13 protein-coding genes are annotated in these 14,877 nt (G+C 65.5%); 2 read left to right on the forward strand and 11 right to left on the reverse strand.

The window, feature by feature from the left end; genetic code table 11:
- Positions 1–3: 3 nt before the first annotated feature.
- From VGU00_RS19580 to VGU00_RS19620, 9 genes are all read right to left on the reverse strand, one after another.
- On the reverse strand, positions 4–234 hold the full coding sequence (locus tag VGU00_RS19580; RefSeq protein ID WP_327471550.1) for a DUF2007 domain-containing protein: 231 nt from the start codon (positions 232–234) through the stop codon (positions 4–6).
- Positions 234–797 (reverse strand): pyridoxamine 5'-phosphate oxidase family protein, encoded by a 564-nt coding sequence (locus tag VGU00_RS19585; protein WP_327471552.1) that lies wholly within the window; start codon positions 795–797, stop codon positions 234–236. Before VGU00_RS19585 ends, VGU00_RS19580 begins: the two co-directional genes overlap by 1 nt.
- A 28-nt stretch (positions 798–825) precedes the next feature.
- Positions 826–1,431, reverse strand: coding sequence for a DUF924 family protein (locus VGU00_RS19590; protein WP_327471554.1), 606 nt, complete (start codon positions 1,429–1,431; stop codon positions 826–828).
- Between the two features lie 33 nt (positions 1,432–1,464).
- The gene (locus VGU00_RS19595; protein ID WP_327471556.1) at positions 1,465–1,866 is read right to left on the reverse strand and encodes a hypothetical protein; all 402 of its coding nucleotides are present in this window, start codon (positions 1,864–1,866) and stop codon (positions 1,465–1,467) included.
- Between the two features lie 80 nt (positions 1,867–1,946).
- On the reverse strand, positions 1,947–3,179 hold the full coding sequence (locus tag VGU00_RS19600) for a hypothetical protein (RefSeq protein WP_327471558.1): 1,233 nt from the start codon (positions 3,177–3,179) through the stop codon (positions 1,947–1,949).
- Positions 3,180–3,362: 183 nt separating this feature from the next.
- Entirely contained in the window at positions 3,363–4,805 is a 1,443-nt protein-coding gene (gene tldD, locus VGU00_RS19605) for a metalloprotease TldD (RefSeq protein WP_327471560.1), read from the reverse strand.
- Between the two features lie 141 nt (positions 4,806–4,946).
- Positions 4,947–6,737: a DUF885 domain-containing protein gene (locus VGU00_RS19610; RefSeq protein WP_327471562.1), complete on the reverse strand. Its 1,791-nt coding sequence runs from the start codon at positions 6,735–6,737 to the stop codon at positions 4,947–4,949.
- Between the two features lie 25 nt (positions 6,738–6,762).
- Entirely contained in the window at positions 6,763–8,406 is a 1,644-nt protein-coding gene (locus VGU00_RS19615; RefSeq protein ID WP_327471564.1) for an amidohydrolase family protein, read from the reverse strand.
- A gap of 73 nt (positions 8,407–8,479) precedes the next feature.
- A complete protein-coding gene (locus VGU00_RS19620) occupies positions 8,480–11,416 on the reverse strand; it encodes a TonB-dependent receptor domain-containing protein (RefSeq protein ID WP_327471566.1) in 2,937 nt (978 codons plus the stop codon).
- Positions 11,417–11,907: 491 nt separating this feature from the next.
- Here VGU00_RS19620 and VGU00_RS19625 point away from each other — a divergent pair, with 491 nt between their 5' ends.
- Positions 11,908–13,347 carry an amidohydrolase family protein gene (locus tag VGU00_RS19625; RefSeq protein ID WP_327471568.1) on the forward strand — a complete coding sequence of 480 codons (1,440 nt, stop codon included), beginning with the start codon at positions 11,908–11,910 and terminating at the stop codon, positions 13,345–13,347.
- Positions 13,348–13,358: 11 nt separating this feature from the next.
- Entirely contained in the window at positions 13,359–13,844 is a 486-nt protein-coding gene (locus VGU00_RS19630; RefSeq protein WP_327471570.1) for a nuclear transport factor 2 family protein, read from the forward strand.
- Between the two features lie 48 nt (positions 13,845–13,892).
- Here the strand turns inward: VGU00_RS19630 and VGU00_RS19635 are convergent, their stop codons facing one another.
- Positions 13,893–14,390 (reverse strand): DUF4402 domain-containing protein, encoded by a 498-nt coding sequence (locus VGU00_RS19635; protein WP_327471572.1) that lies wholly within the window; start codon positions 14,388–14,390, stop codon positions 13,893–13,895.
- A gap of 149 nt (positions 14,391–14,539) precedes the next feature.
- A complete protein-coding gene (locus VGU00_RS19640) occupies positions 14,540–14,737 on the reverse strand; it encodes a zinc-finger domain-containing protein (RefSeq protein ID WP_327471574.1) in 198 nt (65 codons plus the stop codon).
- Between the last annotated feature and the right edge of the window lie 140 nt (positions 14,738–14,877).

Raw genomic sequence — 14,877 nt, forward strand, 5'->3', positions numbered from 1 at the left:
CGCTCAGGCCGCGTTTCCGTTCCCGCCGCCCTCGAATTCGGCGACCAGTGCCTGCGCTTCGGCGAGGTCCTCGTCGAGCACCATGATGCGGACGGGGATGAGCAGGCCGACGCTTTCGGCGATATTCATGCCCGCGTCGAAGCAGACGGCATGGACCCCCGCGCTTTCGAGCCGGCCGCGCAGCAATTCAGCTTCAGCACCGTTGGGCAGGCGTATCAGTTCGACCAAGGGCATCAGGCGTCGCCCGCGATGAAACGGTCGGTCGGGCGCGTTGGCAGGCCGTCGATGCTTTTCGTGCGCTCCCTGAATTTTTCGACCCACAGGTCGCGGTCGGCCTGGCGGTGATATTTCTGCAGCGTGTCGCGTTCGTGCTGCAATTCCATCATCGGCACGCCCCATCCGCAGCTTGTCTGGACGCTTTCGACGTCGATCACGAAAATCTGGCGGGTGCCGGGGATCAGCGTGAAGTTGGCGGCGAGCGCCTCCCACGCGGCATCCTGCGGCAACACGGGGCGGCCGCGGCCATAGATGCGCAGGATCAGCGCGGTGCGGTCGAAGGCGCAGAACATGATGGTGATGCGTCCGTCGGCGGCGAGATGGGCATGGGTCTCGTTGCCCGATCCGCCGAGGTCGAGATAGGCGACCTGGGCGTCCGAGAGCACCTTGAAGCTGTCGGCATAGCCCTTGGGCGACAGGTTGATGCGCGCATCGGCGGCGGCGGTCGCGGTGAAATAGACCGGCTGCCTTTCGATGAAGGCGATATGTTTTTCGGTCAGCGTGTCGGTGAATTCGGCCATGGCTCGTCTCCGGTTGGCGATGTGCCTATCACCAATTCCTGCCCTCTTCTATCGCCGCTTCCTCGTCGGCGCGCGTCGCGCGGCCGAGCGCTGCGTTGCGGTGGGGGAAACGGCCGAAGCGGTCGACGACGTCGAAATGCTTCTGCGCATATTCGTGAAACAAGGGGTCGTCGAACTGGTTGAAAAGGCGCAGCGATTCGCGCTGGTCGGCGATATTCTCGCTATGCTGGAAGGGCAGGCAGGCGAACTGGCGCCGCTCATCGGGCCAGTTTTCGTGCCAGCCATGTTCGACGATGCCGCGCGCGATCGCGCGCGCCAGATCGTCGGTCGCAAAGGCGTCGGCGTGGCCGCGATAGATGTTGCGCGGGACCTGGTCGAACAGGATCGTCGCCGCGAGTGCGGTATCGGGATCGGTGAGGAAGGCGGACGCGGGCTGCGAACGCAGCGCCCGATGCCAGCCTTCGGCAAGGTCGCGCACCGATTCGTCGAAGTCGTGGCCGCCGCCATACCAGTCGTCCATGCCATGGTGGTCGAACCAGAAGGCGAGCAATTGCGCCGGCCAGTCGGCGGGCGGCTGGGGCGGGCTGTTATCGTCCGGATTGTCGGTCATGCGGCGATCATAGCGGATCGTCATCCCGGCGAAAGCCGGGATGACGTATCGAGGCGGCTATTCGGCCTTCGCGCGGCGATAGGGGACGAATTTGCCGAGCGACACGAAGCCGCTGTACATATGGCTCGACCGGTCGCGCAGTTCGATCGTGTCGATGCTGCACAGCTGGCTGCCCGTCGTCTTGAGCACGAGGATATCGTCGTCGTCGAGCGACTGGGCGCCGCCGTCGGGACGGTTGACCCAAAGGGTGCTGCCCGCCCGATAGACGATCGCGGTCTTGTCGATGACCTGCGAGCTACCGAGGCTTGTCAACGGCAGGCAGTTCTGCGGTTCGCCCGCGACGCGGCCTTCGAGCAGTTTGGCGAGCTGGTCCTCGGGCGCGAGTTTTTCGCGTGCCGACGAGGCGGCGGGAACGGCGGCAAGCGCCGCGGCGATAAAGAGCGTCGGGATCAGACGCATGATTCGACTCCTGTCTAACACACCCTACCCGCGGCCCCTGTACGCCGCCGTGCGTGAACAGGGGCTGACTCGTCGCCGATTCAGCACGCTCCGTCGGGCAGCGGGATGCCAAGCGGGCCTTTGCATTTCTTTTTCTTCGCGGGCTCTGCGGGCGCGCTGCCGCCGGTCGACGACCCACCGCCCGATCCGCCCATGCCCCCGAAATCGGCGCCGACCAGCAACATCGTGTGCGAACGGAAGCGTACCTTCGCGGTCCAGTCGATGTTCCACACGGCATTGCCCGCGGGCTTGGGCGGATAAGAGAAATTGGCCTCGGGACCGAAGGCGTTCAGATTGCCCATCAGCATTTCGCCCGACGCCTTCTTGACCTCGGCCGGGATCTGGCAACTCGTCTGCGACGGCGGCATCACGATCTTCTTGGTGACGAGGTTCGCGACCACCGACGGGGGCAACCAGTCCCACAGGCCGCCGCCGAATTCCTTCGACGTGCTGCTTGTCCACCAGACGATGTCGCCGACATCATTCTTGCCGCCGCCATTGCCCATGCCGCCGATCGTCCAGGCGACATAGCCCGTCGCCCCGGGCACCGAGTTCCAGCGTAGCATCACCGACTGGTCGCCCTGGATCGCGGTCGAGGCGCTGAGGCCCTGCATATAATCCTGCGCGAGCGTGAAATTGATGTCGGGGCCGATATTGCTCGCAATGCGGTGCGCGCCGAGCAGCGACGAGCCCGATCCGGGCTGCCTGCCGCCCTTCTTGTTCGGCCAGTCGATATAGGAGCGGCTGTTCGCCTTGCTCACTTCGCGGATCACCGGGACCGCGCTCGAGAAGAGATTCGGCGGAATCTGGCCGGCGGCGACCTTGGCGAAATCGATCACGACCGGCTGGCCGGGTCCCGCCTTGGCGCCGCATCCCCAATAGAGGAGCAGGCGGCCCTTGGGGCGCTCGAACGTGTCCATTCCGGGCGCTTCCTTGCCTTCCTCCCAGAACAGCGGGACCGATTTGCCCATCTTGGCCTGCGGCTGGAAGAAATGGTCGCCCTTTGGCGGCGGCGCGGTGGCGGCGTCGTTCGAGCCGAGACGAAGCAGGAGCTGGTGCGCGACCTTGCTCGACGGATCGCCGCCGAACATCATCCCCATCGCGCCGCCGAGCCCGCCCTTGCCGCCGTTCGCCATCGCGGCGAAACCCGACATGGTCGCGACGTCCATTTCGTACCGTTCCTTGGGGCCGGTGGTCTTTTGCGCCGAACCGGGAACGGCGGCGAGCATCGCGGCGACGGCAGCCACGGAAATGAAACGCAGACTCGAACGCATATTACCCTCCCTGTTGCGAGGGCAGAGCCCCGCGGATGATGCGACCGATTCTTCTCTTTGTTGGGCTTTTCTATATGCGCGCGATGCGCGAACGCCAAGTGAGCAGGGTCACAGGCTGAATCCGCCCGCAGAAGCCGGTTCCCGGTTCATCGAAACAGACCCCGGCTTTCGCCGGAGAACGCGTCAGGCCGTGCCGCCAACCGTCAGCCCGCTGACCAGCAGCGTCGGCTGGCCGACGCCCGCGGGGACGCTCTGGCCGCCCTTGCCGCAGATGCCGATGCCTTCGTCGATCGCCATGTCGTTGCCGATGCCGGTGACCTTGGTGAGCACGCTCGGCCCGTCGCCGATCAGCGTCGCACCCTTGATCGAGTCGCCCAGCTTGCCATTCTCGATCTTGTACGCCTCGGTGCAGCTGAAAACGAACTTGCCCGACACGATATCGACCTGTCCGCCGCCGAAGCTTTTGGCGAAAATGCCGTTCTTGACGCGCGACAGAAGCTCGGCGGGATCGTCGTTGCCGCCCTTCATGAAAGTGTTGGTCATGCGCGGCATCGGCGCGTGCGCGAAGCTTTCGCGGCGGCCGTTGCCCGTGGGTTCGACTCCCATCAGCCGCGCGTTGAGCCGGTCCTGCATATAGCCTTTGAGGATACCGTCCTCGATCAGCACAGTCTCGCCTGTCGGCGTGCCTTCGTCGTCGATACTGAGCGAGCCGCGGCGGCCGCCGCCGACCGGGCTTTCCATCGCGCCGTCGTCGACGACCGTCACGCCGGGTGCGGCAACGCGTTCGCCGATCCGGCCCGAAAAGGCGCTGGTGCCCTTGCGGTTGAAATCGCCTTCGAGTCCGTGGCCGACGGCTTCGTGGAGCAGCACGCCGGGCCAGCCGGGGCCGAGCAGAACGGTGAATTCGCCCGCGGGGGCGTCGACCGCACGGAGGTTGACGAGCGCCTGGCCGAGTGCCTCGTCGATCGCGCGGTTCCACTGCGCGGGTTCGAAGAGATGATCGTACATGTAACGCCCGCCGAGGCCGAAATAGCCGGTTTCGCGGCGGCCATTCTCTTCGACCACGATCGAGACGTTGAGGCGGACAAGCGGGCGGATGTCGGTCGCGAGGAAGCCGTCGGCGCGGACGATCTCGACCACCGACCAGCTGCCCGCGAGCGCAACCGACACCTGCACGATGCGCGGATCGCGCGCGCGCGCTGCAGCGTCGATTTCCTGGCAGAGCGCGACCTTCTTCGCGAAGGGGATGAGGTCGAGCGGGTTCGCTTCTTCATAGAGATGGCGGTTGGTGCGCGGCGGCGGGGCGGCGTGCGCCTGGTTCGACGGGTCGAGCAGCGCGAGCGTCTCGGCGGCGCGGCGGATCGCGCCGGCGCTGACGTCGCTGGCATGGGCAAAGCCCGTCATCTCGCCCGACACGGCGCGCAGCCCGAACCCGGCGTCGGTCGAATAATCGGCGGTCTTGAGGCGCCCGTCGTCGAAACCGAAGCTCTCGGTCGCGCGATACTGGAGATAAAGCTCGCCGTCGTCGGCCTTGGCGAGCGCCTCGCGCGCGAGCTTCTGTGCGAGGTCGGGGTCGAGCGCGTCGGCGCGATAGAGGAAGCGGCGGGGATCGGTCGGGCTTGTCATAGGTACGATATAGGGAAGCGAACCGGCGACGCAAAGGCCCGTTCGCTCTGCGGTCCCATCGAGCGGCTTGGGAGAATCCCCAAAAAAGAGGGCGACCGTATCGCTACGGCCGCCCCAGTCGTCAGGATGACGGAAAAACCGTTACGGCGCGCTCGCGGCCTCGGGCAGCGCGGGATTGAACCCCGGCGGGTTCACCCCGCCGTCGGCGATGAACTGGTCGAGCCGCGCTTCGAGCACCGGCAGCGGCACCGAGCCCAGCGCGAGGATCGCATCGTGGAAGTGGCGCTGGTCGAACTTGTCGCCGAGCGCGGCTTCGGCTTCGGCGCGCTTGCGACGGATCAGCATCTCGCCCAGCTTGTAGGCCAGCGCCTGTCCGGGCCATGCGATATAACGGTCGATCTCGGTCGTGATCTCATGCTCTGACAAAGCCGTGTTGCCGCGCAGATAGTCCTGCGCCTGCTGGCGGCTCCAGCCATAATGATGGATGCCGGTGTCGATCACGAGCCGCGATGCGCGCCACATCTCGTAGGAGAGCCGCCCGAAATCCTCGTACGGCGTTTCGTACATGCCGAGCTTGCTGCCCATCCATTCCCAATAGAGCGCCCAGCCCTCGCCATAGCCGGAAAATCCGGTGCCGCGGCGGAACGCCGGGCGGCGCGTCGCTTCCTGTGCCACTGCCGACTGGAAGCTGTGCCCCGGGTTGCATTCGTGGATCGTCAGCGCGGTCAACGTATAGAGCGGCCGCGATGGCAGGTCGTAGGTGTTCATCATGCAGCTTTCGAGGCCGCCGCGCCCGCCGGTATAGATCGGCGCCAGCGCCGGCGGTACGGGCAGGATCGCAAAGCGCCGCCGCGGCAGGAAGCCGATCGTTTCGGGCAGCTTCGCATCCATCCGCTTCGCCACATAGGAGGATTTGGCGAGCAGCTCATAAGCCGTCTTGGGATAGAATTGGGGGTCGGTGCGCAGGAATTTGAGGAACGCCGGCATGTCGCCCTTGAAGCCGGTGCTCGCCTTGACCTGCTCCATCTCGGCCTTGATCCGCGCGACTTCCTTCAATCCCATCTGGTGGATCTGCTCGGCGGTCAGGTCCAGCGTCGTGAAGCCCTTGATCTGCGCCTGATAGAAGGCGGGGCCATCGGGCTGCTTTTCTCCCGCCAGCGTCGTGCGAGCGCGCTTCATATAGTCGTCGCGGATGAAGGCGTAGAGCTTGGCATAGGCAGGGGCGACCGTTTCGCGGATCACCTTTTCGCCCTCGGCTCGCAGCGCAGCCTGTTCGGCGGCGGGGATCGTCGAGGGCATTTCCTTGAACGCGTCGTAGAAGCTGTTGCTCTGGTCGGCGGGCAGGTAGGGTTTGATCGTCGCGTCGCGGCCCTGCACTGCAATCTGCGGCACGGTGAAGCCGCGCGCGAGGCCCGCGCGCATATTCGCGGTCTGTTCGTCGAAGAAGCGCGGGATGTCGCGCATCCGGGCGATATAGTTCCGATAGGCCTGCGCGGTGGCAAAGCCGCCGCTGCGCGGATTCAGCCCCGACCAGAAGAAGGTGTCGGCGTTGAACGGCGCCTCATAGGTCTTGTATTTGATGTCGCTCGCCATCGTCTCGATCGACTGGCGGAACACCGCGGCGTTGATCTTTTCCTCGGGCGAGAGCTGGTCGACGGGGATCGCGTCGAGTTCGGCGAGCGCCTTGGTCCAGTAATCGAGGCGCGCCTTTTGCGTCGCCGCATCGACCTTGGGCAGGTGCGTCGGGCCGTCCCCGTCGCCGCCGCGACCGCTGCGCAACCCCTGATCCTGCCGCCACTGCCATTCGCGCTCGTACAGCGCCTTCAATCGTGCATCGGCGCTGCTCGCCGCGGGCGCCTGTGCAATCGCCGCCTGCGCGGCGAAGGCCGCCAGCGCCAGCGCGATCGTCCGTGCCACCGAAACTCCGCTCATGTCTTTCTCCCTTTGCCCGTCTGGTTCAATCGGCGGTCCCTGCGTTTTCGATGACCATCGGTCCCGCCGGCAGGCGGCGCTCGGCCTTCGATTTCGCCACCATGTCGCGGATTTCGGCGCGCAGCTTCGCCGCGTCGTAGATGATGCCGTCCTTGACGGTGTAGGCGATGCCGCCGACGCGCTCGACCTTGCCGGTCGCGTCATTGAGCTTCACCGTACCGGTGCCGAACAGCAGTTTGAGGTTCGCCAGCGGATTGCCCTTGACGATGACGAGGTCGGCCTTGCGTCCGACGCGGATCGTGCCGACCTGATCGTCGTGGCCGAGCAGGCGCGCACCCTGCTGCGTCGCGGCGTGGATCACCTCGAGCGGACTGAAGCCCGCTTCGCGCATCAGCTCCATCTCCTGGATATAGCCGAAGCCATAGAGGTTATAGATATAGCCGGCGTCGCTGCCGATGGTGACGCGCCCGCCGCGATTCTTGTAATCGTTCACGAAACGCATCCAGCGCCGGTAATTGTCCTTCCACGCCATCTCATGCTCGGTGGTCCAGTCGAACCAGTAGGCGCCGTGGTTGACGCGGCTCGGGCGATAGAAGTCCCACAGCGCGGGCATCGTATATTCGTCGTGCCAGCTTGCGCGGCTCATACGCATGAAATCGCGGCTGGTCAGGTAAGCGGTAAAGGTCGGGTCGAGCACGAACTTGCGTTCGAGCAGCGTGTCCATGACCTTGTTCCACGCATCCGATCCGGGCTCGGCGGTCTGCGCCCACAGCCGCCCCGCCTCGCCGAAGCGCATCTGTTCGTCATTGTTGATGAAGTCGGTCGGAAAGGACTGGATGCGCTTGTCGGCGAACATCGCCTCGGGCAGCCCGTACCAATGCTCCATGCTTTCGAGCCCGGCCTCCGACGTGTTCACGACATTGGCATAGGCGACGAGCTGCTGGGCGTGGTGCATCGTGCTGTGCAGCCCCTGCTTCTTCGTCTCGTCGATCGCAGCATAGAGCACGTCTTCGGGCGCGCCGCCGATGAACTTGATCCCGGCGGCGCCGCGCTTCTTCGCTTCCTGGATGACCGCGCGCGCGGTCGCGGCGTCGTTCACCGGGCCGCGGATCTGGTGGAACATCGGATAGATGTCGATGCGCGGCGCGACGATCTCGTTGCGTTCGCTACGCCTTTTGATGTCGACCAGCCATTCGATCGGATGTCCGCTGCCAAGGTCACGGACCGAGGTGATGCCGTGCGCCATCCACAGCTTCAATATATAGTCCGACGGCACGCCCTGCGCATCGCTCAGCGAATGGAGATGGACGTGCGCGTCGACGAACCCCGGCATGACATAATAGCCGGTGAGGTCGATTTCATGATCGCCGGGTGCGGCGCGCGCGGCGGGGTCGATCGCGCCGGGGACGCCGATCGACTTGACCTGCGCGATGCGGTCATTCTCGATCACGATGTCGAACGGGCCCTGCGCGGGCGCGCCGGTGCCATCGACCATATTGACGTTGCGCAGCACGACACGCTTGAACGGGCCGATGCCCTCGGTCCGTGCCGGGATGACGTCGGCGACAGCGGCGCCGGACGATGCGGGGGCGGCGGATGCGACCGGCAGGGCGGCGAACAGCGAGACGGCGGTGAGCAGGGCGACGACAGGGCGCGACTGGGATGTCATGGACTCCGGCCTTCCATCAACAGGGTAAAAAGAAGGCCGGCGGAGCAGGGACCCTCCGCCGGCCGGGCGATCCTCAGAACTTCATGCGAACGCCGGCAAAATAGCGCCGGCCGAGCGTGTCATAAAGCGACACGTCGACATTGGCGTCGCCGACGAAGGTGGTGCCGAGGATCGGGGGCATTTTGTCGAACAGATTGTCGACACCGGCGAAGAAGGTGAAATTGTCGTTGATTTCGAATGTGCCGGTCATGTCGAAATACCATGTCGCCGGGGCGGTCTTGATATTGGTGGTGGTGACGGTCGGGAACACCTTGAGCCCGCCGATCATCCGCGCCTGTCCCCGAATGCTCAGCGGACCGCTGTTATAGGCGGCGCCAAGGTTCAGTTTGAAGTCGGGAACGATGAAGCCGCCGGTGCCGGTCGAACAGCCCGCGCCATAGAAGCCGGCGCAATCCTGCGGCGCGACGGTGCTCAGCACCTGCGTCGAGCGTTCGAACAGCCAGCTTGCGACCCCGGTCAGGCGCAACTGGGCGTCGTCGCCGAGCGCCGCCGGAAGCGGGATCGTATAGTCACCCTGCACGTCGAGCCCGCGTACCTTCAGCTGGCCGATATTATTCTGGTTGGTGCGGACATAGTCGATCTGCCCGCTCGACAGGCGGAACACCGCCTGGCAGGTCGGGCTCGCCGCGTTGAGGCCGGTGTAGCAGTCGTTGAGCGTCTGCTGCGCGTTGATCGTCGTGATCGCGCCCTTCACCGCGACGTTGAAATAGTCGACCGTGATGTTGAGGCGCGGGATGAACGGCGGCGAGATGACCGCGCCGATCGTATAGGTTTTCGACTTTTCCTCGGTCAGATTGGGGTTGCCGCCCGTTTCCTGCGTCAGCCCCAGCGTCGCCTGCGTAAAGGTCGCGATATCGCCCGACGGCACGCCCTGCGCGACGCAGAAGTCGCGCAGCTGCTGACTCCGCGGATCGGCGCCGGTCAGGTTCGGCCGGGCGCACGGGTCGGTGCCCCCGGTGAAGCCCTGACCCACCGCCGAGAACAGCTCGTTGATGTTCGGCGCGCGAATCGCGCTGTTATACGCGCCGCGGATGCGGACCCAGCTCACCGGAGCCCACTCGCCGCCGGCCTTCCAGGTGAAGACGCCGCCGACGGTCGAATAGTCCGAATAGCGCGCTGCGCCCTCGATCGCGAGCGTGTCGAAAAAGGGCGTGTCCGACAGGATCGGGATACGGATTTCGCCAAACACTTCCTTGACGTCGAACGAGCCCTTGAGCGCGTTGCTCGATGCGGCGCCATATTCCTTGTTGAGGTCCATCGCGCTCGGCGTCGACTGATAGCTGTCCTTGCGATATTCGACGCCCACCGCGACCGCGACCGGCCCGGCCGGCAGGTCGAACAACACGCCGCTCAGCGAGGCGCCAGCGACCTGACGTTCGAAAATGTCGTTGCTGGTGCGCGTTGGGGTGAGGTAGGCGCCGGCTTCGGGGGTGATCGAACCGAGGCCGAAGATCGAGACGGGGACGCAGCCCGGCACGCCCGACCGGCAGACGATCTGCCCCGACCCGTTGACGATCGAATCGAGCCCGAGGCTGAGGCGCGTCTGGTTGATCACGCCTTCCGAGCGCGTGTCGGTGCGGTTGCGCAGATATTGGTAGAAGGCGTCCCAGCGCCAGGTCTGCTTGCCGATGTCGAAATCGCCGCGCAGGCCGGTGGTGACCGCATAGGACTGGCGCTCGAAAAAGCTGTCGCGCGTGCCGAGTTCGTCGGCGCGGCGGCCGCCGCCGACGACCGCTGCCGTGCCGTCGCCATCGGGATCGAAGAGCGCCGCATTGTTGACGAAAAAGTCGCGCACTGCGGGCGACAGGCTGGCGCTGGTGGCATAGTTCGGCACGAGCAATGTCGACGACGCCGCGCCGGGGGTCACGGGCGTGAAGCTGTCGGGCGCCAGTTTCGAATTATTCTTCGCATTGACGAAGAAGGCTTCGGCATAAGCGGTGATGTGATCGGTGATGTCGTAATGTGCGAGCGCCGAGAAATTGATGCGCTCGAGCGGACGCTGGAGCAGGTTGAACGGCGCATAGTTATAGGTGTCTTCGGGCTGGCAATAGGGTAGCGGCGTGCCGCCTTCGCCGAAGCGGATGCCGGTGATCGAGGTGCAGGGGCCGGTCGGGGTCATGTTGACGCCGACGAGCGCGTTGCGCTGCGCGAGGCTCAGCGGCACGCGGGTGCCCGGAATATTGCCCGACCCCGAATAGACGAGCGCGCCGTTGATTTCGGCGAGCGGTACCTTGCCGAACGGACGGTCCGCCTGCGTGATCGGATTTTGTTTCGCCCAGGCGCCCGAGATGGCGACATTGCCGCGACCGCCGCCAAGATCGGCGCCGAAGGTGATGTCGATCTTTTTCGACGCGGCATCGCCGCGGTCCGAAATGCCGGCCTGCGCCGACATCTGCAGCCCTTCGAAACTGTCGTCGAGGATGAAGTTGACCGCGCCCGCGATCGCGTCGGAGCCATAGACCGCCGACGCGCCGCCGGTGATCACCTCGACGCGTTTGATCAGCGCGTCGGGGATGCTGGTGAGGTCGACCGATCCGTTCGAGTTGGCGGGAATGAAGCGCCGGCCGTTGACCAGCGTCAGCGTGCGCGTTTCGCCGAGCCCGCGCAGGTTCGCGGTGAGCACGCCCGCGCCGCCGCCATTGTTGACGGTCGACGTGTTGCCCGATGCGAGCTGCGGGAATTCGTTCATCGTCTTTTCGAGCGTGAGATTGCCCGACAGCTGAACCTCTTCCTGCCCGACGATCGTGATCGGGCTGGGTGCGGTCAGGTCGGTGCGCTGCAGGCGCGACCCGGTGACGACGATATCGGTCGGGGCTTCCGCAGCGGTCGCGTCGGCGGCGGCCACGTCCTGTGCGGCGGCCGCGCCGGGCAGGGCGACGGCGGATAAGAGGCTGGTGGCAAGAAGTATGCGGCGAAAACGGGCCTGCGGATTGCTGTGATCGTAAGACATTTGGACGCTCCCTGTGTACGGCCTTTGGCCTGTCATTGATGTCGTTGTGCCCGCCGGACGGCGGACGACGTCATTCTCTCCTGCACGCTTCCCCGGACGCCGCTCAGCTTCCTCTTCTTGTGAGGGACGGACGCGATGACTCGCGCTGCGACCCGGCTGGCTGGACGGCGAACATGTCGGAGCTTGGGGCGCCCCCGGCGGCTGCCGGACCAAAGGGGAGAGTCCCTTTGCCGTGCGCGGGGCGGTGATCGGCTGATATGACGGTGCGGAGAGGGGAGGTCCGCGAAAGGGCGCGCACGGCCGTCCGCGAAAAAGCGGCGTTACCACGCGTCGCCCTTTCCTCGCGGTACAGCATCACGACCCCTTTTTGCTATTACTGTATACGAAATACGATATACTCAATCTTCGCGGAGTCAATGCCGCAAGTTTCGCGGGAGGTGGATATGGCCGTAACAAACTGTCTCAGAACCGCTTTTGCGGGCATGTTTCTGATGTTTTCCGCGCTTTGCGCCGCGAGCGCGACTCGCGCGGAGGCGCCTGCGGGCGACCGCATCGCGATCACCGGCGTCACGATCATCGACGGAACCGGCGCGCCGCCGCGGCCCGGCATGACCGTTATCGCCGAGAAGGGACGGATCGTTTCGATCGGCAAAAGCGGCGGGGAGCTGACCGGCACTCAAGTGATCGACGGGCGCGGGCGCTATCTGCTGCCGGGTTTCATCGACAGCAATGTCCACGTCTCGGTCTATGGGCAGCCGGCGCGGCGCGACACGTCGCTCAAATATGCCGACCGCGGCGAGGAACTCGCGCTCGAGTTCGCGCAGCGCGCGCTGACCTATGGCGTGACGACGATGCGCGACAGCTATGGCGTGCTGCCGCCGATCCTCGCGGTACGCGACCGCATCGACCGCGGCGAAGTCGTCGGGGCGCGGCTGAAGGCGGCGGGCAATATCCTCGGCTGGGGCGGCCCCTTTTCGCTGACCTTCTCGCTCACCAAGGATTCGGAGCTGTCGCTGTTCCAGGAGAAATGGAACGACCTGCTCGCGCAGGACATGGGCGAAGAAATCATGGACATGACGCCCGACGAGCTGCGCGCCGCGATGAACCGCTATCTCGACAAGGGGGTCGACTTCATCAAATATGGCGGCACCAGCCATTTCCTCCGCCCCGCGCTGATCGGCTTCTCGCCGCGCCAGCAGGCGGTGATCGTCGAGGAAGCGCACAAGCGCGGCAAACCCGTCGAAACGCACGCAACCAGCTCCGAAGGGCTAACGCTCGCGGTCGAGGCGGGGATCGACCTGATCCAGCATCCCGAACTGACCAGCCGCGACCTGCCCGACGAGCTGATCGCGCTGATCGTGAAGAAGGATGTGCTGTGCGGGATCCGGTCGAACTACATCACCGGTGACTATCGCAGGAAGCATCTGGCGAAGCGCGCCGAGGTCGGGGCGTCGATCGCGAAAATGCCGCCCGCGACGACCGGCGCCGAACGCTGGCGGCGGCTCGAGGCGATGGACGACAATCAGGACGTTCAGCGCCGCAACGCCGAACGGCTGATCAGGGCAGGATGCCGCGTCACCCCCGCGACCGACAGCTATTATGGCGACGCGCCCGAGTTCCGCCGCGTGCCCAAAGGCGACGAGGCGGAGCCCGGGATCGGGACGATTCGTGCGATCGAGGGGCTCGTCGAACTCGGCATGACCCCGATGCAGGCGATCGTCGCAGGCACCAAACATGGCGCCGCCGCCGCGCGGATGGAAAACGACCTCGGTACGATCGAGACCGGCAAGATCGCCGACCTCGTCCTGCTTTCCGCCGACCCGCTCGCCGATATTCGCAATATCGAAAAGGTCGAAGCGGTGATCGCGCAGGGAAGGCTTGTCGATCGTTCGCGCCTGCCCGAACATCCGCTGTTCCTGCGCAAACCCTGAGGGAGGCCGTCATGACGAAATGGATGAAGATGCTGGCGGCGCTGCTGCTTTTTGCGGCAGCGACGCCCGCGCATGCCGAGCCGGGTCATATCGACGAGGCCGCCGAAAAGGCGGCGATCCTGAAAGTCGTCGCCGATATGGAGGCGGCGTGGAACCGCAGCGACTTCACGGGCTATATGGCGGGTTTCCTGAACCCCGGCGTGATCTTCGTCTCGGGCGGCAAGATCCAGGACGGCTGGCAGGGCACGCTCGACCATTATGTCCGTGACTATGGCGGCTCGCCCGAACGCCGCGGGACAGTCCATTTCTATGACATCAGCATCGATGTGCTGGCGCCCGATGCCGCGCTGCTGATCAGCCATTATCGCCTGACCCGGCCCGAACGCGCGCAGCAGGGCATCAACACCCGCCTGTTCCGCAAGGTGGGCGGCCGCTGGGTCATCGCGATGAACCATGTGTCGTCTTACGACCCGGGAACTTCGCTGCCCGCGAAATAGGATGCCGGCGCCGCCTGCGCAGCGGCGACAATTCGGCCCGAAGCCGACCTAAAGATAATTGACGGTGAGCGTGAAGGTGCCGCTGTAGTCACCCGCGGGCTGGTTCGCCGGAACGGTCAGCGTGCCGCCGATATAATAGGTCTGGACGCCGCTGGGCAGCAACGTCGCGCCGAGCAGCGCGATGCCGCCGCCGCTCGTGCTCGCGGCGCGGACGAGGCTGGCGGTCATATTGGGCGCGCCGCCGCCGGCGCGCGCCAGGGTGACGCTGGTGTCGCCCGATACGGTGATGAGCAGGATGCCGCCCGTCCCCTGGAATATCGCGCGCTGTGTCCCGCCGCCCACCGGGGTTACGCCGCCCGTCGTCGTGCGCGCGCCGGTGACGGCGTTGATCGACACGGTGCCGCCGGTCGTCCCGCTCGTCATCGTGCCAAAATCGAGATCGTCGGTCTTGATCAGCGTGTTCGGGCGGACGATCGCCGCGTTGACGGTGCCATTGAGGTCGGCGGCTGCGGCCGGCGTACATAGCGCCGCACCGGCCGTCGCCACGGCGATGGTCAGGGCGCGAGCAGCCCCCCGACAGTTTCTGGTCCCTTGAATCCCCACAGATTCTGCTCCTGTCTGGCACATCTTATGCCAGTCGGACCTTCATCACTGATGCATGGGGTTGGTAAATCCGGCGTTTACTTCCGGCGGACTCAATTTTTGTCGGCGACCCCGCCGATCAGGACGAAACGCCGGTCGCAATAGCCGCAATCGGCAAAGCCGTCGTCGGTGTCGATTTCCAGCCAGACGCGCGGATGGCCGAGCGCCGCATTGGCGAGGCCGTCGCCGGTGCCGTCGCAGGCGATGCGGGTCTTGGGCGTGCGGATGGTTTCGGGCGTGTTCTGGGTCATCGACCGCGCCCATAGCAAGCGCGCGCGGCGCCCGCAATCGGTCAGCGCGACCGGCGGGGGTGTTACGGCACCGGCAAGCATCCGTCCGCAATCGCGGACGAACGCAAGTGGTCCCCGGTGCCGTCTTCCCCCACAGAAGC

It is taken from the genome of Sphingopyxis sp., from assembly GCF_035944815.1.
Taxonomy (GTDB): domain Bacteria; phylum Pseudomonadota; class Alphaproteobacteria; order Sphingomonadales; family Sphingomonadaceae; genus Sphingopyxis.